This is a genomic window from Micromonospora globbae (assembly GCF_003610785.1).
GTDB classification, from domain to species: Bacteria; Actinomycetota; Actinomycetes; order Mycobacteriales; family Micromonosporaceae; genus Micromonospora; species Micromonospora globbae.
This window is the reverse complement of the sequence record NZ_RAQQ01000012.1, coordinates 156,088-182,827: the sequence shown is the minus strand read 5'-3', so window position 1 is coordinate 182,827 and position 26,740 is coordinate 156,088. Positions and strand designations below refer to the sequence as shown.

The following is a 26,740-nucleotide window of genomic DNA, read 5'->3' as shown; positions in this document are numbered from 1 at the left end:
GGACGGGGATGCGGGTAACGGGCGGCCGGAGGTGACGATGGTCGCGTTGGCACAGACCCCGCCGTCGGCCGAGCGGCTGCGGGCGCTCGACGGCTTCCTCGCCGAGGCGTGGGCGGACCAGAAGGCGCACGACGACCGGCTGCGCGGGCTCGCCGTCGAGGTGCGCTTCGACCGGGGCGTCGGCCACGTGACCGGCGAGGTCGCCGACCCGGAGGAGCTGCGGCTGGTCCGGGACCGGATCGGCCGGCTGGCCGGGGTGTTCGGCGTCTGGTGCCGCGTACGGGTCGGCGGCCGTGACCCGGTCGTGGTGGACCTGGGCTGCGGGGCCACCAAGCAGTGGCCCGGCAACCTGGGACTGGACATCTTCCCGGCCCCGGGGGTGGACGCGGTGGCCGACCTGTCCGGCTCGCTGCCGCTGGCCGACGACTCCGTGGACGTCTTCTTCGCGGTGCACATCCTCGAGCACCTGATCGACTTCCTGCCGCTGCTCGACGAGTGCCACCGCGTGCTGCGGCCGGGCGGCGTGCTGCACGTGATGAGCCCCTGGTGGGGGCACGTGAACGCGGTGGCCGACCCGACGCACGTACGGCTGCTCGACGTACAGACGATCAAGGGGGTCTGCCTGCAGCGACCGCCGGGGACGCCGCGCTGGTACCCGCTGCACGCCGGCTGCGACGGCGCCTCGATCTTCGCGGACCTCACCCCGGTCCCGCCCGACGCCGACCCGCCCCCGCCCAGCCACCTGGCCCGCTTCTTCGACTGACCCACCCCGACCCACCCCAACCGACCCCGACCCACCCACCGCCCCCCGGCTCCCCCGAGCCCGGTGATCATGAGGTTGGCGGGGTCGTTGGAGATCGAAGAGCCCGCTAACCTCATGATCAACGGGGAGGGGGCGGGCCGGGGCGGGCCGGGCCGGCGGAGGCCGGGTCAGCGGCCCAGGGTGCTTTCGCGGGGTTCCAGTCGGTAGGGGGCGGACAGTTCGCGGGCCGGTGCCGAACGGTCGCCGTCGATCCGGTTCGCCAGCAGTTCGACGGCGAGCCGGGCGATGCGCTCCTTGTCGGGCGCGATCGTCGTGAGGGTCGGCACCGAGAAGCGGCCGTCCTCGATCCCGTCGAAGCCGGCGACGGCCACGTCCTCGGGCACCCGCAGGCCCGCCTCGTACAGCGCCCGCAGCGCCCCGAGCGCGAGGGTGTCGTTGAAGCAGAAGACCGCGTCGGGGCGTACGCCCGAGTCGAGCAGGTGGCGCATGGCGACCGCGCCGTCCGCGCGGTGCCAGACCGGCGCGGGCGCCACGAGGGCCTCGTCGTAGCCGAGGCCGGCCTCCTCCAGCGCGGCCCGGTAGCCGTCCAGCCGAAGGCGGGCGCTGGCGCCCTCGGGGGTGCGCTGCGAGCCGATGGCGGCGACGCGGCGCCGGCCGAGCCCGATGAGGTGGGCGGTGATCTCGCGGGCGGCGGCCACGTTGTCGATGACGACGTGGTCGGCGGGGCCGTGGTCGACGCGTTCGCCGAGCAGCACCATCGGCGTGCCGTCGAGGTTGACCAGGTCGTCGGCGGTGAGCGCCAGCGGGCTGAAGATCAGCCCGTCGATGAGGTGGTCGGTGATGCCGGAGGCGACGACCCGTTCCTGCTCCCGGGCGCCGCCGGTCTGGTCGATGAGCACCGTCCAGCCGAGTTCGGCGGCGGCGGTGACGACGTGCCGGGCCAGTTCGGCGAAGTACGGGATGTCGAGTTCCGGCACGGCGAGGGCGATCACCCCCGTACGCCCCTTGCGGAGGTTGCGGGCGGAGAGGTTGGGTCGGTAGTTGAGGGCGGCGATCGCCTCCTCGACCCGGGCCCGGGTGTCCGGCCGGACGTGCGCGTACCCGTTGACCACGTTGGAGACGGTCTTGACCGACACACCGGCCCGTTCAGCAACGTCCTTGAGCCTGTGCCGCACTCCCCAACCTCCCCGCGGTAACCAGGGGCACTGTACCTCTTCACCAACCCTTTACAACGTTGACTACAACGTTGTACAAACCAGGGACACCGGTCGGCGGTGACTCCCGTCACCGGTAACAGAAATGACGAAAGGTGACATTCGTGCGGACCGCGCAGCTCACGATCGACCCCGCTTTCGCGATCGGGCCGGCCGACCGTCGACTCTTCGGCTCCTTCGTCGAGCACATGGGTCGGTGCGTCTACGGCGGGATCTACGAGCCCGGCCACCCGAATGCCGACGCCCGCGGGCTCCGGCGCGACGTGCTGGAGCTGACCCGGGAACTGGGCGTGTCCGTGGTGCGCTACCCGGGCGGGAACTTCGTCTCCGGCTACCGCTGGGAGGACGGCGTCGGCCCGGCCGGCGACCGCCCCCGCCGGCTCGACCTGGCCTGGAAGACCATCGAGACCAACGCCTTCGGCCTCCACGAGTTCATGACCTGGGCGGGCGAGGCCGGCGTCGAGCCCATGATGGCCGTCAACCTCGGCACCCGCGGGGTCCAGGAGGCGCTGGACCTGCTGGAGTACGCCAACCACCCGGGCGGCACCCACCTGTCCGACCTGCGGCGCAAGAACGGCGCGGAGGAGCCGTTCGGCGTACGGCTCTGGTGCCTCGGCAACGAGATGGACGGCCCGTGGCAGGTCGGCCACAAGACCGCCGACGAGTACGGCCGGCTCGCCGCCGAGGCCGCCCGCGCCATGAAGATGATCGACCCCTCGATCAGCCTGGTCGCCTGCGGCAGCTCGAACCGGCGGATGCCGACGTTCGCCTCCTGGGAGGCGACGGTGCTCGAGCACACGTACGAGCACGTCGACTACATCTCCGCGCACACCTACTACGACCCGTCCGACGGCGACCGGGCCAGCATCCTCGCCTCCGCCGTCGACATGGACAACTTCATCAGCGAGGTGGTCGCCACCGCCGACCACGTGGCCGCCAAGCAGCGGCACACGCGGAAGCTGAAGATCTCCTTCGACGAGTGGAACGTCTGGTACGAGTCCCGCCTCCAGGCGGACCTGGACCGGCGCGGCTGGGTCGAGGCGCCCGCGCTCATCGAGGACGACTTCACGGCGGTCGACGCGGTGGTGGTCGGCGACCTGCTGATCACGCTGCTCCGGCACGCCGACCGGGTCGGGGTGGCCTGCCAGGCGCAGCTCGCGAACGTGATCGCCCCCATCCGGACGCGCAACGGCGGTCCGGCCTGGCGGCAGACCATCTTCCACCCGTTCGCGCTGACCGCCCGGTACGCGCGCGGCACGGTCCTGCGGACCGAGCCGGTGTCGCCGCGGTACGAGACGAAGAAGTACGGGGACGTCCCGGTGCTGGACACCGTGGCCGTGCACGACGAGGAGACCGGCGAGCTGACCGTGTTCGCCGTCAACCGCGGCGGCGAGGACCTGCCGCTGGACCTCGACCTGCGCGGACTGCCCGGTATGTCCGCCCTGTCCCACGTGAGCCTCGCCGCCGGAGACGACCCGGAGGCGACGAACACCGAGGCCGCACCGGACACGGTGACGCCTCGGGAGATGAACACCCCCACCCTCGACGGCGGCCGGTGCTCGGTGCGCCTGCCGGCCGTCTCCTGGAACGTGCTCCGCTTCGGTAACCGGCTCTGACCAGGCACACTTCATCCCGTCCCCCAAGGAGAGATACGCATGATCCACAATGAGATGAGCCGGCGTCGGCTCCTCGGCCTCGGCCTCGGGCTCGGCGCCGCGGCCACGCTGACGCTGGCCGGCTGTGGCGGCGGCGACGACTCGTCCGGCCCGGCGGCGGCCGGCAACGGCGGTAAGGACTACACCGGTCCGAAGGTGGACCTGAAGCTCTGGAACGGGTTCACCGGCGGCGACGGTGAGATCTTCAAGACGCTCGTGAACCAGTTCAACTCCGAGCACCAGAACATCGCGGTGTCGGTGGCCACGTACCAGTGGGAGGACTACTACAACAAGCTCCCCGGCGCGGCCTCCAGCGGCAACGGCCCGGACATCGCCGTCATGCACATGGACCAGCTCGCCACGTTCGCCGCCCGCGGCGTCATCACCGAGCTGGACGACGTGGCCAGCGCCCTGGAGCTGAGCGAGGGCGACTTCGCGCCCACGGTGTGGAAGGGCGGCATCTACAACGACAAGCGGTACGGCATCCCGCTGGACATGCACCCGCTGGGCTTCTACTACAACAAGGCGGTCATGGAGAAGGCGGGCCTGGACCCGAACAAGCCGCCGACGACCCGCGACGAGTACATGGCCGCGCTCACCGAGCTGAAGAAGTCCGGTGTGCAGGGCTTCTGGGTGAGCCCGTTCCAGTTCACCGGCGGCATGACGTTCTACTCGCTGGTCTACCAGTTCGGCGGCAGCCTCTTCGACGCCGAGGTCAACAAGGCCACGTTCAACTCCGACCAGGCCGTCGAGGCGTGCACCTGGCTCGTCGACATGATCAAGCAGGGCTTCTCGCCGGCCAACGTCGGCCAGGACGCCGACTACCTGGCGTTCAAGAGCGGCAAGAACGCCTTCAACTGGAACGGCATCTGGCAGGTCAACGACCTGAAGAAGAGCGCCGACATCCAGTGGGGCGTGGCGCCCCTGCCGCAGATCGGCAGCACCCAGGCGGCCTGGGCCAACTCGCACAACTTCACGATCGTCAAGCAGCGGTCCCAGAACGCCAACAAGGTCTCCGCGTCCAAGGTCTTCATCAACTGGCTCAGCCAGCACTCGCTCGACTGGGCCAAGGGCGGCCAGGTGCCGGCCCGCAAGACCGTCCGGGACAGCGCCGAGTTCAAGGCGCTCACCGAGGTGAACGCGCTCGCCCCCGAGCTGGAGTACGCGGCCTTCCCGCCGGCCGCGCCCGGCCTGGGCGAGGTCATGACCACCTTCTACAACGCGTTCAACGAGGCCGCGCTGGGCAAGAAGTCGCCCAAGCAGGCGCTCGACGACGGGGTGGCCAAGGCCAACAAGCAGCTCGAGGACAACCGCAAGAAGTACGGGAGCTGATCCCCCGTGGCGGACGTGATCGAGGTCGGGGCGGCGCGCGGTGACGCGCCGCCCCCGGCGGCCAGCGCTGCCCGCCGCGGCGCCTCGGCGGGCCGGGCGGGTCGGGCGACCCCGTACCTCTTCCTCGCCCCGTACCTGGTCCTGTTCACGGTGTTCGGCCTGCTGCCGATCCTGCTCGGGATCTGGCTGAGCCTGCACCAGTGGGACTTCCAGCTGCCGAACCGTCCGTTCGTCGGCCTGGACAACTACAAGGAGCTGTTCTCCAGCGACTCGGCCGTCTACGGCGACTGGTGGCAGAGCGTCCGCGCCACGGCGATCTTCACGGTCCTCTCGGTGCCGCTGCTCGTGGTGATCCCGCTCGGGCTGGCGCTGCTGCTGAACCGCTCGTTCCCCGGCCGGACGTTCTTCCGCGCGGTCTACTTCGCGCCGTACGTCCTGGGTGTCGCGGTCATCGGCCTGCTCTGGCGCTTCCTGCTCGACGCGAACCTGGGCCTGGTCAACCGCCTGCTCGGCGTGGTCGGCCTGCCCTCGGACACCCCGTGGGTGACGGACGTGCCGTGGGCGTGGATCTCGCTGGTCGGCGTGACGGTGTGGTGGACCTCCGGCTTCAACGCCGTGATCTACCTGGCCGGCCTCCAGGACATTCCGCAGGAGCTGTACGAGGCGGCGAAGGTGGACGGCGCGAGCGCCTGGGAACGGTTCCGCCACGTCACGCTCCCCGGGCTGCGCCCGGTGCTGCTCTTCGTCCTCACCACGACGATCCTCGCCTCGGCGAACGTGTTCGGCCAGTCGTTCCTGATCACCCAGGGCGCTCCGGGCACGGAGACCCGCACGGTGGTCTGGTTCGTCGTCGAGGAGGGGCTGCGCAACAACAACGCCGGCCGGGCGGCCGCGATGAGCATCGTGTTCGCGCTGATGCTGGCCGTCGTGAGCCTCGCCAACTTCCGCCTCTTCCGCTACCGGGAAGACTGAGGGACCGCCATGACGACGACGCCCACGCGTACCCCGCACGTCCCGGCGACCGCTCCCACGCGCGACGGCCGCCCGGGCACGGCGCTGCGGCGCACCGTGCTCTACGCCATCCTGGTGGCCCTCACCCTGGTCTTCCTGACCCCGCTGGTGTGGATGGTCATCACCTCGCTGAAGACCTACGACGGCGCCCAGCGGATCCCACCGACCTGGCTGCCCGACCCGATCTCGGGTTACGGCTACGAGCAGATCCTCGACAACTCGGCCAACCCCGTGCTGCGCTGGTTCCTCAACAGCATGCTGGCGGCCACCCTGCACTCGCTGCTGGTGCTGGTGACCGCGTCGATGGCCGCGTACGCCCTGGCCCGGATGCGGTTCCGCGGCCGTGGGGTGAGCTTCGCGCTCATCGTCGGGACGCTCTTCATCCCGCCGACCTCGCTGATCATCCCGAACTTCCTGATCGTCGACACGCTGAACTGGATCGACACCCTCACCGTGGTGGTGGTGCCCGGCGCGGCCAGCGCGTTCGGCGTGTTCTTCCTGCGGCAGTTCTTCCTCTCCCTGCCCCGGGAGCTGGAGGAGGCCGCGGTGCTGGACGGGGCGAACCAGTGGCAGATCTTCTACCGGGTGGTGCTGCCGCTGTCGAAGCCCGCACTGGCCACGCTGGCGGTGCTGTCGTTCCTCACCAACTGGAACGACTTCCTCTGGCCGATCTTCGTGCTGTTCAGCCCGGAGCAGCTGACCCTGCCGCCGGGCCTCGGCCTGCTCCAGGGCTCCTACGTGACCGACTATCCGGTGATCATGGCGGGGGCGGTGCTGGCCAGCGTGCCGGTGCTGATCCTCTTCGTGCTCGCCCAGCGGCACATCATCCAGGGCGTCTCCCGCAGCGGCCTGAAGGGATGACGGCCGGTACCGTCCGGCGACGCGGCGCGGCGGCGGTCCTCTCCGCCGCGCTGCTCGCCGCCGCCGCGCTCGTCGCCGGCTGCGGGGACGAGCAGAAAGCCACACCGACGAGTACGGGGAGCGACCCGAGCATGTTCACCAACCCGGTCATCCGGACCGACGCCCCCGACCCGCAGGCGATCCGGGTCGGCGACACCTGGTACCTGTTCCACACGAACACGGGCGGCCGGAACGTCCCGGTGCACACGTCACCGGACCTCGTCGACTGGACGCCGGCCGGTGACGCCCTGCCGGAGCTGTCGGACTGGGCGGACGCCGGAAAGACGTGGGCGCCCGAGGCCATCCAGCTCGCCCCCGACCGCTTCGTGCTCTACTACACGGTCGCCGGCCGCGAGTCGGGCCGGCAGTGCGTGGGGCGGGCGGTGGCGACCGCGCCGCAGGGGCCGTACCGGGACGACTCGGACGGGCCGCTGATCTGCCAGGCCGACCTCGGCGGGGCGATCGACGCCAGCCCGTTCCGGGACACCGACGGCACGCTCTGGCTGCTGTGGAAGAACGACGGCAACGCCATCGGGGTGGACACCTGGATCTGGTCGCAGCGTCTCTCGCCGGACGGGCTGAGCCTGGTCGGCGAGCCGACGAAGCTGCTCAGGCAGACCGAGCCGTGGGAGGGAACCCTCATCGAGGGGCCGTTCCTCCACCGGCAGGACGGGAAGCTGTACCTGTTCTTCGCCGCGAACGCGTACGACAGGGCCGAGTACGCCGAGGGGTACGCGGTCTGCGAGTCACCCGCCGGCCCGTGCGTGAAGGCGCCGGAGAACCCGATCCTGAGGACCAACGACGTCGCCTCCGGCCCGGGGCACGCCTCGATGGTCGTGAAGGACGGCCGGACGTGGCTGCTCTACCACGCCTGGCCGCCGGGCCAGGAGGGCAGCGTCGACCCGGGCCGGCAGACGTGGCTCGACGAGGTGGTCTGGTCCGACGGCCGGCCCGTCGTGAAGGGTCCGACGGCCACGCCCCAGCCGCGTCCCTGACCGGGCCGTCGCGTCGCGCGGCGAAGCCCGGCCGTCGCGCGGCACGCGCGCAGAGAGCGGCCACACGCGCGCAGAGAGCGGCTGTCCGGCGCGGGACAGCCGCTCTCTCTCGTGGATACGCGGGGGTCAGCTCCCGACGGGCTCGCGGGGCTGCGGGGCGCGGGACGCCTCGCGGACGGCGAGGCGGTTGCGGCGGTAGCCGTAGCCGAAGTAGATCAGCCCGCCGACCAGCATCCAGGCCAGGAAGCGCAGCCAGGTCTCGACCGAGAGGTTGAGCATCAGGTAGAGGCAGGCCAGCGCCGAGACGATCGGCAGCACCGGCGAGAACGGCACCCGGAAGGGCCGCTCCAGGTTCGGACGGGTCCGGCGCAGGATCGGCACGGCGACCGACACGAGCACGAACGCGCACAGCGCGCCGATGCTCACCAGGTCGGCGAGGGCGGAGAGCGGGAGCAGGCCGGCCAGCAGGGCGACGCCGATCGTCATGATCCCGGAGATGCGGTACGGGGTGCCCCAGCGCGGATGCACCTTGGCGATCGACGGCGGGATCAGCCCGTCGCGGGAGATGGCGAAGCCGATCCGGCCCATGGCCACGAGGTCGACCAGGATCACGCTGGTCAGGCCGGCGACCGCGGCGATCGAGACGAGCGTCGCGGCCCACCCGGCGCCGACCGACGTGAAGGCCGCGGCGATCGGCGCGCCCCGGTCGATCTCGGTGTACGGCACCATGCCGACGACCACGAGCGAGACGCCGATGTAGAGCACGGTCGAGACCAGCAACGTGCCGAGCAGCCCCAACGGCAGGTCGCGCCGCGGCTTGCGGGTCTCCTCGCCGAGGTTGGCCACGGCCTCGAAGCCGGTGTACGCGAAGAAGACCACCGCGGCGGCGCTGAGCACCCCGACGAACCCGAAGACCGAGGGTTCCAGACCGAAGATGGCCTGGGTGACGGGCTGCCGGATGCCGTCCTCGCCCCCGGAGGCCGGCTCGGCCGGCGGGATGAACGGGGTGAGGTTGGCGGCCTTGACGAAGAAGAGCCCGGCGACCACCACGAACACGCAGATCGCCACCTTGACCAGCACCAGCAGGTTCGTCACCCGGGCGGACTCCCGGATGCCCACGATGCCGATCACGCCGAGGACCAGCACGATGGCGATCGCGCCGAGGTTGACGACGCTGCCCTCCTCACCGAACCAGGCGGCCGGGAGGTTGAAGAGTTCGGCCAGGTAGCCCGACCAGCCCCGGGCGACCACCGCCGCGCCGAGCGCGAACTCCAGCAGCAGGTCCCAGCCGATGATCCAGGCGACGATCTCGCCCATGGTGGCGTACGCGTAGGTGTAGGCGCTGCCGGCGGTCGGGACGCTGGAGGCGAGTTCGGCGTAGCAGAGCGCGGCGAGCAGGGCGACCACGCCGCCGATGGCGAAGGAGATCACCACACCGGGTCCGGCGTTGTCGCGGGCCTCGATCCCGGTCAGCGTGAAGATGCCGGTGCCGATCACGATGCCGATGCCGAAACCCGTGAGGTCGAGGGCGCCGAGCCGTCTCCTCAGCCGGGGCCGCTCGTCGGCACCGTCCGCCTCGCCCTGGGCGAGCACGTCCTTGATCGGTTTCGTACGCAGCACGGACACCGCGCTCTCACCCCTCCCACCGTGCGGCCACCCCCGTGGCGGCCGGTGACCGGCGTTGCTACCCCGTGCGCGTCACCGCCAACCACCGTGCGCCACGCCTGTCGGGGCAGGTCACGGGGCGTGCCGCCGGGACGGGTGAATCCGGCACGATCGGGCGGCCGGTGGGCGGAACGGGACGGCCGGCGGCCGGGGGCGGGCATCGGACGGACGGACAGAACCTGCGCAGACACTTGCGCGGACGCGTACGGTATGAAAATTTCCTACCAGCGGCAAATAGCCGGCGGCGAATCTTGCCGAAGGCGCCGCGATGAACCCTGCACGGGAGCCCCAACGAAGGGACACACCCATGAAGGCAACTCGGCTCGGCGCGGCCGGGCTGGCCGCGGCGCTGCTCGGCGCGCTCGTCGCCGCCACCCCCGCGTCCGCCACGCCCGACGCGGCGGGTGCCACCACCGCCACCGCTGCCTGCACCACCGATCCCGCCACCCCGAAGCGGCAGTTCCGGGCGCTGTGGATCGCCTCCGTCACCAACATCGACTGGCCGAGCAAGGCGTCCCAGACCGCGCCCGATCAGGTCGCCCGCCAGAAGGCCGAGTACCTCGAATGGCTCGACCTGGCCGAGCGGCTGAACCACAACGCCGTCGTGGTCCAGGTCCGCCCCACCGCCGACGCGTTCTGGCCGTCCCCGCACGAGCCCTGGTCGGAGTACCTGACGGGCGTCCGCGGGCAGGACCCGGGCTGGGACCCGCTGGCGTTCCTCGTGGAGGAGTCGCACAAGCGGAACCTGGAGTTCCACGCCTGGATGAACCCGTACCGCGTCTCGATGCCGGCCCCCGGCGGCGCCGGCGCGGACATCTCGAAGCTGGCCCCGAACCACCCGGCCCGACAGCACCCGGACTGGGTGTTCGCGTACCCGCCGGCCGGCGTCGCCGGCAGCCGGCTCTACTACAACCCCGGCATCCCCGAGGTCCGCGAGTTCGTCGAGACCGCGATGATGGACGCGGTGAAGCGGTACGACATCGACGCCGTCCACTTCGACGACTACTTCTACCCGTACCCGAGCGGCACCCACCAGTACCCGGACGACGCCACCTTCGCCCAGTACAACCGCGGCTTCACCGACAAGGCTGACTGGCGGCGGGACAACATCAACCTGCTGATCCAGGAGATGAACGCCAAGATCAAGCTTGTCAAGCCCTGGGTGAAGTTCGGCGTCAGCCCGTTCGGCATCTGGCGGAACAAGTCCGCCGACCCGCTCGGCTCGGACACCACCGGCAGCCAGTCGTACGACATCATCTCCGCCGACACCCGCAAGTGGGTCAAGGAGGAGTGGATCGACTACATCGTCCCGCAGCTCTACTGGTACATCGGCCAGTACCCGGCGGCGGACTACGCGCGGCTGGTGCCCTGGTGGGCGGAGACCGTCCGGGGCACCCGGGTGCAGCTCTACATCGGGCAGGCCGACTACAAGAGCGGCGACCCGGCGTACGGGTCGTTCTGGATGAACCCGCGTGAGCTGTCGGACCACCTGACCCTCAACCGGTCGTACCCGGAGGTCCAGGGCAACATCCACTTCTCGGCCGTGCAGGTGCGCGCCAACCGGCTCGGCGCCACCGACATCTACGCGGCCGAGCACTACTCCCGCCCGGCGCTGATCCCGACCATGTCGCACCTGCCGGCGAAGCCGCTGCTGATGCCCGTGGTCACCCGGTCCGTCCGCGAGGACGACGGGGTCCGGCTGAGCTGGCAGCAGCCGGCCGACGGTGTCGGACCGCTCGGCACCGCCACCTCGTACGCGATCTACCGCTTCGACGGCGTGAAGCTGGCCGGCAAGTGCGACTTCGCCGACGCCACCCACCTGGTCGACACCGTCCGCGCCACCGACGGCCGGGTCCAGTCCTGGGTGGACACGACCGCCGAGCCGGGCAAGCGGTACACGTACTACGTGACCGCGCTCGACCGGCTGGCCAACGAGAGCCCGGCGAGCCCGCCGGCCTTCGTGCTGCGCTGACCGCAACGGTCGGATGCCCCGGGTGCGCCCCGCGCCCGGGGCATTCGTCTGTTTCGACGGATGTCACCAATCGTCGGGCCAGGCGCAAGATCTACGCCTATTCATCGATCGACACTGATGGGCATCCGGTGACCCGCCGGTAACCACCCACCCGCACACCCCCGCGGAGGTACCAGTGCCCAGACGCCTCGCCACGCTCCTCGCCTCGGGCGCGCTCGCGCTGCTCGTCGCGCTGGGAGCCGCCTCCCCCGCCACCGCCGCCGTCACCCCGACACAGAAGCTCACCGTCCTGTCCGGATGGACGCAGACCAGCGCCACCAGCTACGCCGCCTGGAACTCGGCCCGCCTGGACCGGGCGCCCTGGGCCGAGTACGCCTTCGACTGGTCCACCGACTACTGCTCGTCGAGCCCGGACAACCCGCTCGGATTCCGCTTCGAACTCTCCTGCTACCGGCACGACTTCGGCTACCGCAACTACAAGGCGATGGGCCAGTTCCCGGCCAACAAGCCCCGGCTGGACAGCGCCTTCTACGAGGACCTCAAGCGGGTCTGCGCCACGTACAACTCGGTCGTCCGCCCGGCCTGCCTCAGCCTGGCGTGGACCTACTACCAGGCCGTCAGCCTCTTCGGCTCCCTGGCGGCCGTGGACCCGGCCGACATCGAGCGCGCCGCCGCCATGAAGGCCGACGCCGAGCGCCGGGCCGGGCTGCGCGCCTGACCCGACGGGTCGCACCGTCCACCCTCAGCGACGCGGGCCCGTGCCACCGGGAGAACGGGGCGCACGGGCCCGGGTCCGCCGCAGGACTCGTCGTCCCGCCTCGGGATTCGTCGTCCGCCTCGTCTCCGGCTGGCGACCCCCGAGCCGGCGCGGTTCGCCGCCGGCGCCGGCGCTGACGTCCCGCCCACCGTACGGTCAGGCGCGCTCGCTGTGGCCCGCCGGCCGCCGGTCCGGTTCCGACGGCGCGGCCTGGCGGGGCGCGAGGCGGGTCGGCAGCGTGCTGAACCGCGTGGAGTCGGCGGCGAGGTCGGGGTGCTCGACGTCCAGCGCGAGCGCGGCCGCCTCCTCCAGGCTCAGCTCGGCCCCCTCCCCGTACGCGGCGTCGAAGGCCGCGTCGCCCAGCCGGGCGCGCAGCTCCGCCTGCTGCTCGGCCCAGTACGCCCCGTAGATGCCGGTCGTGCAGCGCAGGTTGGCGCCGGTCGCCTGGGCGGCACCGAAGAGCCGAGCCGCGAGGTGCAGGTCTCCCCCGGCCGCGCAGCGCACCGCGATGGCGTTCAACGTGTCGCACGCCCGGCCGTGGAAGCCGTGGCTCATCCGCGAGCGCAACGCCACCAGCAGGTGCTCGTGCGCCGCGATCAGATCGCCCCGGGCCAGCGCCACCATGCCCAGCAGCATGTCGACCGAGCGCCGCCCCCGCTCGCGCGGCCGGGCCGCCTCCACGGGGCGGGCGGCCCCGAGCAGCTCCGCCGCCTCGTCCAGCGCACCGCGGCGCCAGAGCAGTTCGGCCAGGCTGTAGACGGCGAGCAGCGCGTCGCCCAGCACGTCCTGGCCGTGCGCCCAGTCGATGACCTCGCGGCAGACCCGCTCGGCCTCGACGAACTGTCCCATGTCGACCAGCGGCGCGGCCCGGCCGGCCAGCACCCGGGCCAGCAGGCCGGCGTCGCCCGCCTGCCGGGCCGCGGCCTCGGCGCGCTGCGAGTAGCGCAGCTCCTCGGCGAACTCACCGTCCGCCCCGGCGTGCAGCGAGTGCATGTGGTACGCCGCCGCCAGCTCCGCGTCCGGGATCCGCTCACCCGTCTCGGCGATCCGCCCGTAGAGCCGGAACAGCCACAGCCGCCCCTCCCGGGCCAGTCCCCGTTCGCGCCACCACTGGTCGAGGCCACCCGCGAGACGCAGGCCGGCCGCGGCGCTGCCACCGGTCGCGCACCAGCGCAGCGCGGCCCGCAACTCGCCGGCGAGCGGGTCGAGCGTGTAGAGGGACAGGGTGACCGGGCGACCGTCCGCGCCCAGGTACGCCCGCTCCAGGGCATGCGCCGACCAGGCCACGTGCCGGTCCCGGGCGGCCCGCTCCTCCCCCGCCTCGGCGAGCCGCCGGGCCGCGTACGCCCGGATCGGGTCGAGCATCCGGTAGGTGCTGCCCGAGGCGTGCGGCTCGGCGAGCACCATCGACTTGTCCACCAGCACCGAGAGCGGGTCGAGCGGGTCGTCACCGAGCAACCACTCCACCGTCGCGAGGTCCACCGGACCGGCGAAGACGGACATCCACCGCAGCAGCCGGGCGGCCCGCGGCCCGAGGGTCCGGTACGACCACGTGACGGTGGCCTGCATGGTGAGGTGGCGCTCCGTCGCCGACTTCTGCACGGCCCGGGTCGCCGGGGTCGGCGGGGACGCGCCGGCCGCCGCGGCGACCAGGTCCACCGTGTCCTGCTGGTTGCCCATCCAGCCCCGGTCCACCGGCGGCGGCTCCGGGTCCTCCCGGCCCGCGTCCAGCGTCCCGAGGACGTCGTCGAGGCGTTCGGCGAGCTGGCCGACCGAGAGCACCCGCAGCCGCGCGGCGGCCAGCTCGATGGCGAGCGGCAGCCCGTCCAGGCGTTGCACCACCCGGCGCAGGTCCGCCGACTCGGCCGGGTCCGGCGGCCGGCCGCCCCGCGCCGCCGCGGTGCGGTCCAGCAGCAACGCCACGGCGTCGCTCTCCGCGCCGTCGTCGCGCGGCTCGACCGAGAGCGGCGGGATCCGCCACACCACCTCCCCCGGCAGGCCGAACGACTCCCGGCTGGTGGCCAGCACCCGCACCCCGCGCCCGCCGGCGAGCAGCCGGGCGATCACCTCGGCGCAGGCGGCCGGCTGCGCGTCGCAGGTGTCCAGCAGGATCAGCATCCGGCGGGCGGCCGCGTACTCCACGAGGGTGTCCACCACCGGCCGGCCCGGCTCCGGCCGCAGGCCGAGCACGGCCGCCACCTCGAACGCCACCAGCCCCGGGTCGGTCACCGCGGCGATGTCGACGAACCAGACGCCGTCCGGGTACGCCTCGACCACGCCGGAGGCCAGCTCGACGGCGAGCCGGGTCTTGCCGGCGCCGCCCGCACCGAGCACGGTCACCAGCCGGTGCTCCTCCACGAGGCGGCGCAGCTCGGCGCGTTCGGTCTCCCGACCGATGAACGAGGTGACCTGGGTGGGCAGGTTGTGCGCCACCGCGTCGGCGGTGCGCGGGCGCGGGAACTGCCGCTCCAACCCCGGAGCGACCAGCTGGAAGAGGCGTTCCCGGTCGTCGAAGCCGCGCAGCCGGTGCAGGCCGAGGTCGAGCAGGGAGGCGCCCGCGGGCAACGGGTCGGCGCGGCGGGCCGTCGACGCCGAGCAGAGCACCTGGCCGCCGTGCGCGGCCGCGGCGATCCGGGCCGCGCGGTGCACCTCCGGGCTCGCGTACTCGCCGTCGCGCGGTTCCGCGTAGCCGGTGTGCAGACCCATCCGTACGCGCGGCGCGGCCTCGGGCGTGGGCCAGTCGTGGCTGGCCAGGGCCCGCTGGGCGGTGAGGCAGGCGGTCAGCGCGGCCGTCGCGTCGGGGAAGGCGAGGAAGAACGAGTCGCCCTCGGTGAGCAGCTCCGCGCCGCCCGTCCCGGCGAGCGTCCGGCGCAGCAGCCGGCGGTGTTCGCTGAGCACGGGGCGGTAGTCCGGACCGAGCAGCTGGGCCAGCCGGGTCGAGCCCTCGATGTCGGTGAACACGAAGGTCACCCACCCGGTCGGGAGCTGGATCCGTGCCGCCATGCGTCGAACCTCCGCCCGTGACGTCGGATTCATGCTGCCCGAAGCCGGGCGGTGACGCATCGTGAGAACGGCCGGCCGGGCACGGACTCAAGGTGCCACTCGGCCTCGGCTGGGGCAAGGTCCGCCCGCCGCTCGGTGGGTGCGGGTGGTCCCGCGTTCGCGTCTCAGCAGCCGCAGGCGCCGCCGCAGCAGCCACCGCCGCCGGACGACGGTGCGCCGCCGGAGGCGCCACCGCGGCCGGTGACCGCAACGGTGGAGAGCAGCTTGACGGTGTCCAGGTGACCCTGGGGGCACGCGGCCGGCTCACCGGCCCGGTCCATGGTGCGGTTGACCTCGAACGTGTCGCCGCAGGCGCGGCAGCGGAACTCGTACCGGGGCATGAGATCAGGGTACGCGCGGACCTGACGTGTCGCGGAGCATGGGTGATACTCGACGGGTGGTGGACGGCGAGGACAGATCGAAACTTCGGCCCCTGCGCCCGGCCGCGCCGCTCGACGGGCCACTCGCCGAGTCCGGCGCGGCACCCGATCCGGCTCCCGGACGGCTGCCCCGGCCGCGCCGCCCCTGGCTGAGAGCGGGCACCCCCGCCGGGCCCGGGTCCGAGGGCGGCCCGGACGGCGAGCGGCAGGCCCCGACCGAGGCAGCGTCCACACCCGACGCCCCGGGCGAGGCCGCGTCGGCGACCGGCGGGGTGACGTCAACCGAGCCGAGGACGGACGCCGAGCCGGCTCCGAGCACCGCCGCGGGCACGGCGACCGACCCGACCGCCGGCCCGGACACCGCCTCGCACACCGACGGGGGCAGGGCCACGGACCCTGCCCCGGCGAGCGACGCCGGCGCGGACGCGCGGAGCGACGCGGACCCGAAGGCCGACGCGGACACCCCGGACACCAGGACGGACCCGGTCCCGAAGGCCGGCGCGGACACCACCGTGGACACCGGCGCGGGCACGACTACCGACCCGGCCCCGAAGGCCGACGCGACGACCGCACCGTCCCCGACGAGCGACGCGGCCTCCGCACCGAAGTCCGACGCCGACTCCACGACCGGCTCCGCCGGCGCGTCGCCGACCGACCCGGCCGCCGACGCCCCGGGCGCCGCGCCCGCGCGGAGGACCCGCGGCTACCGGGTGCCGTTCGCACACGCCGTACGCCTGGGCTCACGCCGCGCCGCGACGGCCGCCGCCCGGGCCACCCGCTCCTGGTCGCGGCGGCCCAGCGGCCGGCTCACGCTCACCGGCGTGGTCCTGCTCGCCCTGGTGGCGGCGACGGCGGCGGCCGGCGCGCTGGTGGTGCCGGCGACGATCCGCGCGCCCCGGCCGGTCGCGGCGGACGCCACCGCCGCACCCACCGCTCCGGCTCCCGGGCTGGCGCCGTCGGTGCCGGCGTCGGGGCTGCCCGACGGTACGTTGCCCACCACGGCACCGCCCACCGGCGGGCTTCCGGCCAGCCCGGCCGGGGGCCGCCCGGCGGACGCGCTGGCCGGCTGGGCGCAGCAGATCGGCCCCAAGGTCGGCATCTCCCCGACGGCCATGCAGGCGTACGGCTACGCCGAGCTGGTGCTCGCCCAGACCAACCGCAGCTGTGCGCTGAGCTGGACGACCCTGGCGGCCATCGGGTTCGTCGAGTCCTCGCACGGGCAGGCCAACGGCGCCACGCTCGGCGCGGACGGGCGGGCCACGCCGGAGATCATCGGCCTGCCGCTCGACGGCCGGGACGGCCGCATGCGCATCATCGACACCGATCGGGGCCAGCTCGACCGGGACACCACCTACGACCGCGCGATCGGCCCCATGCAGTTCATCCCGACGACGTGGCAGGAGGTCGGCGTCGACGCGGACAACGACGGCCGCAAGGATCCGCACGACATCGACGACGCCGCCCTGGCCGCCGCGAACTACCTGTGCCGCAACGGCCGCAACCTGAGCATCCCCGCGGACTGGTGGAACGCCATCCTGTCGTACAACGACGTACGCCGCTACGCGCAGGACGTCTTCGACACCGCCAACCGTTACGGGCGGGCCAGCCGTACGTGAAGTGATCGTCCGCCTACATTTGGAGAACTGGGCACTTCCCCCGGGCTGCGGTTAGCGGCAAGCTAGACGGGTGATGGTGCGCGAGTGGGACGCGCGGACCGCGTCGTCCGCCGAGATCGCATCGCTGCTGGACACGCTCAACGCGGTCCTCGCGGCGGACCTGCCGCAGGATCCGCCGTGGCGGGAGAGTTCCCTGCGGGAATACCTCACCGAGGTGATGCCGGGCCAGCGGCGGATCTCGTGGGTCGCGCAGGGGGAGCCGGCCGCGGACGGGTCGCCGGGGGCCATCCTGGGCCAGGTGCACGTGCTCCTGCTCGGTGACATCGGGGTGCTGGAGGTGCTGGTGCACCCCTCGGCGCGGCGCACCGGCCTCGGGCGCGAGCTGGTGCGGGTCGCGGCGCGCCGGGTCTACCAGGAGGGCTTCTCCTCCATCGGCGCCGAGGTCGTCGGCGACACCCCGGCCGTGGGCTTCTACGAGGCGCTCGGCTTCACGAGGGAGTACGTCGAGACGCGCAGTGTCCTCGACCTCTCCACGGTGGACTGGGCCGAGTTGGCCGAGATGGCCGGCGGCATCGGGGCGGGCTACCACCTGGAGTTCCACCCGGGCGGACCGCCCGACGAGCTCATCGAGGCGTACGCGCGGGCCAAGGCCGAGGTCCGCGACATCGAGGACGGGGAACTGCGCCCCAGCTCCTACGACGCGCAGCGGCTGCGGGACAGCCTGGACTGCCTGCACCGGCGCGGCATGAAGCCGTACATCGTGCTGGCCCTGCACGAGCAGACCGGCGAGGTGGCCGGGCTGACCGAGGTCGTGGTGCCGGCGCAGCACCCCACCCGGGCCGACCAGTACGACACGATCGTCGTGCAGGACCACCGCGGCTACGGCATCGACCGGGCCATCAAGGCGCGGATGCTGATCGAACTGCGTTCGGCCGAGCCGGAACTGGCCGAGGTGCAGACCTGGAACGCCCAGGCCAACGAGGCGATGTTGAAGGTGAACGCCGAGCTGGGTTACCGGCCCGACCGCGACTGGTGCGAGTACAGCGTCGACGTGGCCGAGCTGGTGCACCGCCTCGACGCGGCCCGCTGACCGCCCGATCGGGGCGGACGCGGGGTCAGAGCTCGCAGAGCTTGCGACCGGAGCGGATGTCGTCGAGGGCGGCGTGCAGCTCACGGATCCGCTGCTCCGCCTCGGCGGTCAGCCGCTCGTGCAGTGCCTGCCAGTCGGCCGGCTCCGGGTCCGGCGGCAGGGCGGCGAGCAGCTCCCGGATCTCACCGACGCTCAGGCCGATCCGCTGCGCGACGCGGGCGACCCGGACCCGGCACGCCGCCTCCGGCCCGAACCGCCGCTGGTTGCCGCTGGTGCGGCCGGCCGTGATGAGCCCCTGCCGCTCGTAGAACCGCACCGCCGAGCCGCTGACGCCGCTCTCTCGGGCCACGTCGCTGACTGTGAGCGTGCTCACTCGCGCCCTCCGTTGGTCACCCTTGACTTAAACATTTGTTTCAGTTTTAGCGTCGGGTGCATGACGACGCAAGCAGCCAGTTCACCGCCCACCGTCGCCGTGCTCGTCGGCAGCGTGCGCCGGCCGCGGATCGGCCGCCTCGTCGCCGACTGGTTCGTCGGCCGGGCCGCCGAACGCGACGACCTCCGTACCGACCTGATCGATCTCGCCGAGGTGGCCCTTCCCCTCACCGACACCCCGCCCGGCGGCAACCCGGCCAGCCCGATCGCCGGCCGGCTCGCCGAGGCCGACGGCTTCGTGGTGGTCACCCCGGAGTACAACCACAGCTTCCCGGCGGCACTGAAGAACGCCATCGACTGGCACCACCGGGAGTGGATGGGCAAGCCCGTCGCCTTCGTCTCGTACGGCGCCGGCTCCGGCGGCGTCCGCGCCGTCGAACAGTTGCGCCTGGTCTTCGCCGAACTGCACGCGGCCACCACCCGCACGGGCGTGGTGCTCACCGCTCCGTGGGAGCGGATCGACGCGGCCGGCCGGTTCGTCGACGACGGGCCGACGCGCCGGGCCGCCGACGCGACCCTGACCGAGCTGGTGTGGTGGGCCGAGGCGCTGCGCGCCGCCCGGCGGACCCGACCGTACGGGAGCTGACGTGGACGGCAGAACACGACGCCTCGGTTGGTACCTGACCCTCGGCGGCCTGCTCGCGGTGATCGACACCACGGTCACCGTCGTGGCGCTGCCCCGCCTCGTCGAGGACCTCGACACGAACCTGACCACGGTCGGCTGGGTGACCAGCGCGTACGCCCTCGCGCTGGTCGCCGTCATGCCGACGGCCGCCTGGGTCATCGGGCGGTACGGCCCCCGCGCCGCCTACCTCGGCGCGCTCCTGCTGTTCACGGCCGGCTCGGTGCTGGCCGGGCTGGCGTGGGACATCGGCTCGCTGATCGTATTCCGGGCCGTGCAGGGTCTCGGCGGCGGGCTGCTCAACCCCGTCGGCATGACGATCGCCCTGGCCGCGGTGCCGCCGCACCGGCGGGGCCGGATGATGAGCCTGCTGGGACTGCCGGTCCTGGTCGGCCCGCTGATCGGGCCGGTGCTCGGCGGGGTGCTGCTCGACCACGCGTCCTGGCGGTGGATCTTCTGGATCAACCTCCCGGTCGGCGCGGCGGCGCTGCTGCTCGGCCGGCGGCTCCTGCCGCCGCCCGAGGCCCGCCGCGAACCGGCTCCCCTGGACGTCACCGGGCTCCTGCTGCTCTGCCCGGGCCTCACCCTGGCCGTGCTGGCGCTCAGCCTCACCGGAGAGAGCGGCGGTGTGGTCAGCGGCCCGGTGCTGGTCCCGCTGGCGCTCGGCGCCGTGCTGGTGGCCGCGTTCGTCCGCCGGGCCGGCCGCGTCCGGCACCCGCTGCTGCGGCTGTCCGTGCTCCGCGCGCCCGGCATGGCCGGGGGAGCCGGCACGGTGGCGCTGTTCGCCGCCGGCTACTTCGGCGCCTTCCTGACCATCCCGGCGTACGTCCAGATCGTGCGCGGCGACAGCGCCACCCTCGCCGGGGTGATCGGGATCCCGCAGGCGCTGACGACCGGGCTCATGCTCCAGGTGGCCACCCGGCTCGTGGACCGGGTGTCCGCCCGCCGGCTGGTCGGTCTCGGCATCGCGACGGCGACGGCCGGCACCGTGGCGCGGGCCCTGGTGCTGGACGCCGACACGTCGTACGCGCTGATCGCCGTGCTCGGCGCGGTCATCGGGCTGGGCATGGGCGCCACCCTCATGCCGACCATGACGGCGGCCAGCCGGTCACTGCCACCGGCGGACCTGCCCTCCGGCACGACGCTGCTCACCACGGTGTCGCACACCTCCGTGGCAGCCGGCACGGCGCTGATCGCCGCGGCGCTCTCCTGGGCCGCCGGCCGGTCCGCACCGGCACTCGCCGGGGAGGGCATCGCCGCCGTCGCGCGGCTCGACCCGGTCACCCGCGCCGGACTCGTGCCCGAGCTGGCGTGGTCCGTGCAGTTCGCGGTGGCGGTCTCCGCGGTGCTGCTCGGGCTGGCCTGGTTCACCAGCCGGCGGCTACCCGGCCGGCCGGTCCCGCCGCCCGCCGGCGGCGACCCGGCGGTCAGTAACGCTCGCGGAGCAGCCGGGCCGCCTCCACGGCCCAGTACGTGAGGATGATCTGGGCGCCGGCGCGCCGGATCGACGTGAGCGTCTCCAGCATCACCCGCTCCCGGTCGATCCAGCCGTTCGCGGCGGCCGCCTCGACCATCGCGTACTCGCCCGAGACCTGGTACGCGGCGACCGGCACGTCCACCGCGTCGCGTACCGCGGAGACCACGTCCAGGTACGGCAGCGCCGGCTTCACCATCACCATGTCGGCGCCCTCGGCCACGTCGAGCGCGACCTCCCGCAGCGACTCCCGCAGGTTCGCCGGGTCCTGCTGGTACGCCCGACGGTCGCCCTCCAGCGCCGACTCGACGGCGTCCCGGAACGGGCCGAAGAAGGCCGAGGCGTACTTCACGGCGTAGGCCAGCACCGCCACGTCCTGGTGGCCGGCGGCGTCGAGCGCCCGGCGCACCACGCCGACCTGGCCGTCCATCATCCCGGACGGCCCGACCACGTGGACGCCGGCCTCGGCCTGGGCCACCGCCATCTCGGCGTACGCGCCCAGCGTGGCGTCGTTGTCGACCTCGCCGTCGGGGGTGAGCAGACCGCAGTGCCCGTGCGAGGTGAACTCGTCCAGGCAGAGGTCGCTCATCACCACGGTGGCGTCGCCCACCTCGGAGACGACGTCGCGGATCGCCACGTTGAGGATGCCGTCCGGATCGATCCCGCCGGAACCGGCCGGGTCCCGCTCCGCGGGCACGCCGAAGAGCATGATCCCGCCGATGCCCGCCTGCACCGCCTCCACGGCGGCCTTCCGCAGCGAGTCCCGGGAGTGCTGGAGCACCCCCGGGAGCGACGCGATCGCACGCGGCTCGGTGAGGCCCTCCTTGACGAACATCGGCACGACCAGCTCGGCCGGGTCGAGGCGGGTCTCGGAGACCAGCCGCCGCAGCGCCGGGGTGCGGCGCAGCCGGCGGGGCCGGATCTCGGGGTACGGCACGGGTGCCTCCTGGACGACTACCGGAACCTCAGGGCGGTCGGCCCCTGCACCTTCGAGCCGCGACGCTGCTTCGCCGGCATGGCGGCGAGCTTCTCCCGCAGTTCGACGGCGTAGGCGGCGAGCGCCTCCACCAGATCGGGCACCGAGGCGTGCTGCGGCTGGACGTCGACCCGCAGGCCGAACTCCGTCGCCGTCTCCGCCGTCTTCGGGCCGATGACCGCCACAACTGTACGCGCGTGCGGCTTCCCGGCGATGCCGACGAGGTTCCGGACCGTCGAGGACGAGGTGAAGAGCACCGCGTCGAACCCGCCCGACTTGATCGCGTCGCGGATCTCGGCCGGCGGCGGCGCCGCCCGGACCGTCCGGTACGCGGTCACGTCGTCGACCTCCCAGCCGCGCTCCGTGAGCCCGGCGGCGAGCGTCTCGGTGGCGATGTCGGCGCGCGGCAGCAGCACCCGGCCGACCGGGTCGAGCACCTCGTCGTGCGGCGAGAACTCGGCCAGCAGGCCCTCGGAGGACTGCTCGCCCGACGGGATCAGCTCCGGCTGGATGCCGAACGCGCGCACCGCGTCGGCCGTCGCGTCGCCGATGCAGGCGATCTTGACGCCGCCGAAGTGCCGGGCGTCCAGCCCGTGCTCGGCGAACTTCTCCCAGACCGCGCGGACCGCGTTCACCGAGGTGAAGATCACCCAGGCGTACCGGCCGTCGACCAGTCCCTTGACCGCCCGCTCCATCTGCGCCGGGGTGCGCGGCGGCTCCACGGCGATGGTCGGCACCTCGCACGGGATCGCCCCGTACGCGCGCAGCCGGGCACTCATCACGCCGGCCTGCTCCTTCGTACGCGGCACGAGCACCTTCCAGCCGTACAGCGGCCGGTTCTCCCACCAGCTGAGCTTGTCCCGCTCGCCGACGCCCTCACCGAGGGTGAGCACCACCCGGCCGGTGAAGCCGAGCGCGGCGGCCACGAAGCTGTCCACCGTCGACGTGGTCGTGTACTGCGTCTCGCCGGTGCCGTCCCCGGTCACGCCGACCGCCGTGGCGCCGTCCACGCCCGCCGCGAGCAGCCCGTCCCGGACCGCCGCGAGGTCACCGGCGTCCACGGCGAGCGCCAGCGAACCCCGGGCGACGGCCGCGGCCAGCGCCTCGAAGTCCAGCGCGCCGACGTCCTCGACGTCCGCCGCCGTGCGTACGCCCGGCAGCGGCACGCCCGCGTACGTGGCGACGCCCTCGGCCTGACCCACGCCCGGCACCACCTCGAACTGGGCGGCGGTGCGGGCGACCGCCTGCACCTCCTTGACCACCGAGTCGTGGCCGAACGGGTCCCCGGCGACGAGGTGCACGGCGTTCTGCCCGGCGCGGGCCGCGGAGATGAGCACCTTGGCCACGTCACCCGGCGCCCCTTCGGCCGGGGTGAACTCGGCGTCGGCACGGGCCTCGGCGCGCACGGCCGCGAGCAGCGACTCGGGGACTCCCCGGTCGTACACCACCTGGTCCGCGTCGACCAGGGCGTCGTGCGCCCGGCGGGTCAGCAGGCCCGGGTCGCCGGGACCGGCCCCGACGAACGCGATGCGGCCTACGGGCTTACGGGTGCGGGTCATTCTGTGCTCCCAAATTGCTGGGTCCCCGGACCGGTGTGTCCTTCGTGGCCGAGGATCGTGTCGGCGCCGAGGTCGAGGAGTTCGGCGGCGAGTGCCTTGCCGATCTCCGCCGCGTCGGCGGGCGTTCCGGTGCGGGACAGCCGGAGGTCACGGGTGCCGTCCGGACTGATCACCGCCCCGCGCAGGTAGATCTCCTCACCGGCGGCCTCGGCGTCCGAGCCCGAGGGCTCGCCCTCGGCGACGACGGCGTAGGCGGCGACCGGAGCGGAGCATCCGGCCTCGAGAGTGGCCAGCAACGCCCGCTCCGCGGTGACCGCGGCGCGGGTCGGTGCGTGATCGAGCACGGCGAGCAGCTCGATCATGTCGGTGTCGTCGGCCCGGCACTCCACCGCGAGCGCGCCCTGGGCGGGCGCGGGCAGCATCAGCATCGGGTCGAGCGTCTCGGTGATCTCGCCGGCCCGACCGAGCCGGCTGAGCCCGGCCCGGGCCAGGACGATCGCGTCGAGGTCGGCGTCCGGGCCGAGCACCCGCGCCAGGCGGGTGTCCACGTTGCCCCGGATCGGGGTGACGTCCAGCTGCATCCCGAGGGCGTGCAGCTGGGCCGTTCGGCGCAGCGAGCCGGTGCCGACCCGCGCGCCCGGCGGCAGCTCCGCGAGCGTACGGCCGTCCCGGGCGACCAGCGCGTCACGCGGGTCCTCCCGGGGCGGCACCGCCGCGATGTGCAGCCCGGCGGTCTGCGCGGTCGGCAGGTCCTTGTAGGAGTGGACCGCGAAGTCGATGGTGCGGGCGGCCAACGCGTCGCGCAGGGCCGAGACGAAGACGCCGACGCCGAGACGGTGCACCGGCGCGTGCGAGCGGTCACCGGCGGTGACGATCTCGACCAGTTCGACGGGGCGTCCGGTGGCCGCGGTCAGCGCGTCGGCGACGTGCCCGGACTGGGCCATCGCGAGCGCGCTGCCCCGGGTACCGAGGCGCAGGGGGGTCATCGCTCACCTCCGGTGGGCGGGGTGGGGTCGGTCTCCACGACGTCGGGGACGGTGTCGACCGGCGAGGTCTGCGGCACCTGGAGGTCGAACAGCTCCCGCAGCAGGGCCGCGTACTGGTCGCCGCCGGGCTCCGCGGCGAGCTGGCGGACGCGCACCGTCGGCTGGTGCAGCAGGCGCTGCACCACCCGGTGCACCGTCCGGGCCACCTCGGCGCGCTGGTCGTCGGTGAGGTCGGGCCGCCGCTGGGCGAGCCGGCGCAGCTCGGCGCTGACCACGTCGTCGGCGCGCCCGCGCAGGGCGGCGACCGTGGGAGCGACGTCGGCCCCGCGCAGCCAGGTGAGGAAGGCATCGACCTCCGTGCTGACGATGCGCTCGACGGCGGCGGCGTCGCCCGCGGCCTCGCCGTCGGCCAGCAGGGCGGCCATGCGCTCGATGTCGATGACCTCGACCCCGGGCAGCTCGGCGACCCCGGCCTCCACGTCACGCGGCACGGCGAGGTCGAGCAGGACCAGTGGGCCGCGGTCGGGGGCGCGTTCGGCCAGCGCGGCGGTCACCACCGCGCGGGTGAGGACCGGTTCGATGGCCGCGGTGGCGGCCACTACGATGTCCACTGTGGAGAGCGCGGCGGACAGCTCGGCCATCGGGACGGCGGTGGCCCCGTACGACTCGGCCAGCCGGACCGCCCGGTCGATCCCGCGGTTGGTGACCGTGAGCGGCGCGGCGCCGAGCCGCGAGAGCGTCGCGACGCCCAGCGAGCCCATCGCGCCGGCCCCGACCACCAGGGCCGGCCGGCCGGCGAGGTCGCCGTCGAGATGATCGGCGGCCAGTCCCAGGGCGGCCGTGACCACGCTCTGGCCGGCCCGGTCGATGCCGGTCTCGGCGTGCGCGCGCTTGCCCACCCGCAGGGCCTGCTGCATCAGCTCGTGCAGCAGGCGGCCGGCCGAGTCGGCGTCGGTGGCCCAGTGGTACGCGTCGCGCAGCTGGCCGAGGATCTGGGCCTCGCCGACCACCATCGAGTCCAGCCCGGTGGCGACCCGGAAGACGTGGTCGACCGCCGCGGCGTCGTAGTGCACGTAGAGGTGGTTGGCGAGCGCGCCCGGGGCGCAGTGGGCGTGCTCGGCCAGGACGGCGCAGATGTCGCCGAGGCCGCCGTGGAAACCGGACACGGAGGCGTAGACCTCCACCCGGTTGCAGGTGGAGACGAGCACGGCTTCGCTCACGTACGGCTGGGCGACCAGCCGGTCCAGGATGCGACCCAGCTCCGCCGGGGGCACCGCCAGCTGCTCGAGCGTGGCGACCGGGGCGGTGCGGTAGGACGCGCCGACGACGAGGAGTTTCACGTGCCGATCGCCTCCTGGGAGTCGGTGGCCGCGAGCCCACCGGGCAGGGCCGTGAGGGCGGAGCCGCCGGTGGCGGGCAATCCGGTCAGCGACGCCTTGCGGTGCTCGTGGAAGGACAGGATCTGCAGCTCGATGGCGAGATCGACCTTGCGCACGTCGACCCCCTCCGGGACCGAGAGTACGCAGGGTGCGAAGTTCAGGATGCTCGTCACGCCGACCGCGACCAGCTCGTCGGCCACCTGCTGGGCGGCGGCGGCCGGGGTGGCGATCACACCGATGGCGATGGACTCCTCGGCGGCGACCCGGGGCAGCTCGTCGATGTGGCGTACGACCAGGCCGTTGATCTCCTCGCCCACGCGCGCCGGGTCGGCGTCGAAGAGCGCGGCGATGCGGAAGCCGCGGCTCGCGAAGCCGTCGTAGCCGGCCAGGGCGTGACCGAGGTTACCCACGCCGACCAGGGCGACCGCCCGGTTCTGGGTCAGCCCGAGCACCGACTCGATCTGACCGATCAGCACGGCGACGTCGTAGCCGACCCCGCGGGTGCCGTACGAGCCCAGGTGGGAGAGGTCCTTGCGGAGCTTGGCGGAGTTGACCCCGGCGGCGGTGGCCAGGCCCTCGCTGGAAACCGTCTCGTGGCCGGTGTCAGCGAGGTTGTGCAGGGCGCGGAGATACTCCGGGAGCCGCGCGACGGTCGCCTCGGGCAGGTCCGGAAGCGCCGGTACGGCACCGGCGCTACCGGGCGCGCCAGGGTGACGGTGCTGACTCATGAGACTCCGTGCGGTGCGGTCGTCGGCCGACTCCGGCGGTCGGCCGCTTCGGAACTCCCGCTGGCCACCGAGGGTGCCGGCTGTGCTAGCAGGGCGCGTCGGAATTACAGAGTAGGCGCTTGTGAAGACGTGCACAAATCGCGATCTTGTCAGCTCGCGACGCGGCTTCACCTGGCCCTCCATCCCACAAGA

22 protein-coding genes are annotated in these 26,740 nt (G+C 73.3%); 12 read left to right on the top strand and 10 right to left on the bottom strand.

What is annotated here, in order from left to right; genetic code table 11:
- The first annotated feature begins 37 nt into the window (after positions 1 to 37).
- Positions 38 to 763 carry a class I SAM-dependent methyltransferase gene (locus tag D7I43_RS18215; protein ID WP_120329721.1) on the top strand — a complete coding sequence of 242 codons (726 nt, stop codon included), beginning with the start codon at positions 38 to 40 and terminating at the stop codon, positions 761 to 763.
- Positions 764 to 930: 167 nt separating this feature from the next.
- On the opposite strand, the gene D7I43_RS18210 is transcribed toward D7I43_RS18215, so the two are convergent.
- Positions 931 to 1,938 (bottom strand): LacI family DNA-binding transcriptional regulator, encoded by a 1,008-nt coding sequence (locus tag D7I43_RS18210; RefSeq protein WP_120329720.1) that lies wholly within the window; start codon positions 1,936 to 1,938, stop codon positions 931 to 933.
- Between the two features lie 143 nt (positions 1,939 to 2,081).
- On the opposite strand from D7I43_RS18210, the gene arfA reads away from it, so the two are divergent.
- Genes arfA through D7I43_RS18185 form a run of 5 tightly spaced genes read left to right on the top strand, consistent with a single transcriptional unit; the run spans position 2,082 to position 7,870 of the window.
- Positions 2,082 to 3,593, top strand: a complete 1,512-nt coding sequence (gene arfA / locus D7I43_RS18205) for an arabinosylfuranosidase ArfA (RefSeq protein WP_120329719.1) — start codon at positions 2,082 to 2,084, stop codon at positions 3,591 to 3,593.
- A 39-nt stretch (positions 3,594 to 3,632) separates the two neighbouring features.
- On the top strand, positions 3,633 to 4,964 hold the full coding sequence (locus tag D7I43_RS18200; protein ID WP_120329718.1) for an ABC transporter substrate-binding protein: 1,332 nt from the start codon (positions 3,633 to 3,635) through the stop codon (positions 4,962 to 4,964).
- Positions 4,965 to 4,970: 6 nt separating this feature from the next.
- On the top strand, positions 4,971 to 5,936 hold the full coding sequence (locus tag D7I43_RS18195) for a carbohydrate ABC transporter permease (RefSeq protein WP_120329717.1): 966 nt from the start codon (positions 4,971 to 4,973) through the stop codon (positions 5,934 to 5,936).
- A gap of 9 nt (positions 5,937 to 5,945) precedes the next feature.
- Positions 5,946 to 6,836 carry a carbohydrate ABC transporter permease gene (locus D7I43_RS18190; RefSeq protein ID WP_240033021.1) on the top strand — a complete coding sequence of 297 codons (891 nt, stop codon included), beginning with the start codon at positions 5,946 to 5,948 and terminating at the stop codon, positions 6,834 to 6,836.
- Positions 6,833 to 7,870: a glycoside hydrolase family 43 protein gene (locus D7I43_RS18185; RefSeq protein WP_120329716.1), complete on the top strand. Its 1,038-nt coding sequence runs from the start codon at positions 6,833 to 6,835 to the stop codon at positions 7,868 to 7,870. Before D7I43_RS18190 ends, D7I43_RS18185 begins: the two co-directional genes overlap by 4 nt.
- Positions 7,871 to 7,996: 126 nt before the next feature.
- Here D7I43_RS18185 and D7I43_RS18180 read toward each other — a convergent pair whose 3' ends face one another.
- Positions 7,997 to 9,496 carry an amino acid permease gene (locus D7I43_RS18180; protein ID WP_120329715.1) on the bottom strand — a complete coding sequence of 500 codons (1,500 nt, stop codon included), beginning with the start codon at positions 9,494 to 9,496 and terminating at the stop codon, positions 7,997 to 7,999.
- Positions 9,497 to 9,842: 346 nt separating this feature from the next.
- Here D7I43_RS18180 and D7I43_RS18175 point away from each other — a divergent pair, with 346 nt between their 5' ends.
- Both D7I43_RS18175 and D7I43_RS18170 read left to right on the top strand, forming a co-directional pair.
- The gene (locus D7I43_RS18175; protein WP_120329714.1) at positions 9,843 to 11,507 is read left to right on the top strand and encodes a glycoside hydrolase family 10-like protein; all 1,665 of its coding nucleotides are present in this window, start codon (positions 9,843 to 9,845) and stop codon (positions 11,505 to 11,507) included.
- Positions 11,508 to 11,682: 175 nt separating this feature from the next.
- Positions 11,683 to 12,225, top strand: coding sequence for a phospholipase (locus D7I43_RS18170; protein WP_120329713.1), 543 nt, complete (start codon positions 11,683 to 11,685; stop codon positions 12,223 to 12,225).
- A 195-nt stretch (positions 12,226 to 12,420) separates the two neighbouring features.
- Here D7I43_RS18170 and D7I43_RS18165 read toward each other — a convergent pair whose 3' ends face one another.
- Together D7I43_RS18165 and D7I43_RS18160 are read right to left on the bottom strand one after the other, a co-directional pair.
- Positions 12,421 to 15,300 carry an ATP-binding protein gene (locus D7I43_RS18165; RefSeq protein ID WP_338042002.1) on the bottom strand — a complete coding sequence of 960 codons (2,880 nt, stop codon included), beginning with the start codon at positions 15,298 to 15,300 and terminating at the stop codon, positions 12,421 to 12,423.
- Between the two features lie 131 nt (positions 15,301 to 15,431).
- Positions 15,432 to 15,647: an FmdB family zinc ribbon protein gene (locus D7I43_RS18160; RefSeq protein WP_120329712.1), complete on the bottom strand. Its 216-nt coding sequence runs from the start codon at positions 15,645 to 15,647 to the stop codon at positions 15,432 to 15,434.
- A gap of 38 nt (positions 15,648 to 15,685) precedes the next feature.
- Here D7I43_RS18160 and D7I43_RS18155 point away from each other — a divergent pair, with 38 nt between their 5' ends.
- A complete protein-coding gene (locus D7I43_RS18155) occupies positions 15,686 to 17,302 on the top strand; it encodes a lytic transglycosylase domain-containing protein (protein WP_120329711.1) in 1,617 nt (538 codons plus the stop codon).
- A gap of 73 nt (positions 17,303 to 17,375) precedes the next feature.
- On the top strand, positions 17,376 to 18,392 hold the full coding sequence (locus D7I43_RS18150; RefSeq protein ID WP_120329710.1) for a GNAT family N-acetyltransferase: 1,017 nt from the start codon (positions 17,376 to 17,378) through the stop codon (positions 18,390 to 18,392).
- Positions 18,393 to 18,417: 25 nt separating this feature from the next.
- Here D7I43_RS18150 and D7I43_RS18145 read toward each other — a convergent pair whose 3' ends face one another.
- Positions 18,418 to 18,765, bottom strand: coding sequence for a MerR family transcriptional regulator (locus D7I43_RS18145; protein ID WP_120329709.1), 348 nt, complete (start codon positions 18,763 to 18,765; stop codon positions 18,418 to 18,420).
- 60 nt (positions 18,766 to 18,825) lie between these two features.
- On the opposite strand from D7I43_RS18145, the gene D7I43_RS18140 reads away from it, so the two are divergent.
- On the top strand, positions 18,826 to 19,410 hold the full coding sequence (locus tag D7I43_RS18140; protein ID WP_120329708.1) for an NADPH-dependent FMN reductase: 585 nt from the start codon (positions 18,826 to 18,828) through the stop codon (positions 19,408 to 19,410).
- A 1-nt stretch (position 19,411) separates the two neighbouring features.
- Positions 19,412 to 20,923: a DHA2 family efflux MFS transporter permease subunit gene (locus D7I43_RS18135; RefSeq protein WP_120329707.1), complete on the top strand. Its 1,512-nt coding sequence runs from the start codon at positions 19,412 to 19,414 to the stop codon at positions 20,921 to 20,923.
- Here the strand turns inward: D7I43_RS18135 and hemB are convergent.
- Genes hemB through D7I43_RS18110 form a run of 5 tightly spaced genes read right to left on the bottom strand, consistent with a single transcriptional unit; the run spans position 20,874 to position 26,548 of the window.
- Positions 20,874 to 21,857 (bottom strand): porphobilinogen synthase, encoded by a 984-nt coding sequence (gene hemB / locus D7I43_RS18130; protein ID WP_120329706.1) that lies wholly within the window; start codon positions 21,855 to 21,857, stop codon positions 20,874 to 20,876. The genes D7I43_RS18135 and hemB overlap by 50 nt on opposite strands.
- A 17-nt stretch (positions 21,858 to 21,874) precedes the next feature.
- Positions 21,875 to 23,455 (bottom strand): bifunctional uroporphyrinogen-III C-methyltransferase/uroporphyrinogen-III synthase, encoded by a 1,581-nt coding sequence (locus D7I43_RS18125; protein ID WP_120329705.1) that lies wholly within the window; start codon positions 23,453 to 23,455, stop codon positions 21,875 to 21,877.
- Positions 23,452 to 24,441 (bottom strand): hydroxymethylbilane synthase, encoded by a 990-nt coding sequence (gene hemC / locus D7I43_RS18120; protein WP_120329704.1) that lies wholly within the window; start codon positions 24,439 to 24,441, stop codon positions 23,452 to 23,454. The genes D7I43_RS18125 and hemC overlap by 4 nt, the downstream gene beginning before the upstream one ends.
- Positions 24,438 to 25,781: a glutamyl-tRNA reductase gene (locus tag D7I43_RS18115; RefSeq protein WP_120329703.1), complete on the bottom strand. Its 1,344-nt coding sequence runs from the start codon at positions 25,779 to 25,781 to the stop codon at positions 24,438 to 24,440. The genes hemC and D7I43_RS18115 overlap by 4 nt, the downstream gene beginning before the upstream one ends.
- The gene (locus D7I43_RS18110) at positions 25,778 to 26,548 is read right to left on the bottom strand and encodes a redox-sensing transcriptional repressor Rex (RefSeq protein WP_120329702.1); all 771 of its coding nucleotides are present in this window, start codon (positions 26,546 to 26,548) and stop codon (positions 25,778 to 25,780) included. The genes D7I43_RS18115 and D7I43_RS18110 overlap by 4 nt, the downstream gene beginning before the upstream one ends.
- Between the last annotated feature and the right edge of the window lie 192 nt (positions 26,549 to 26,740).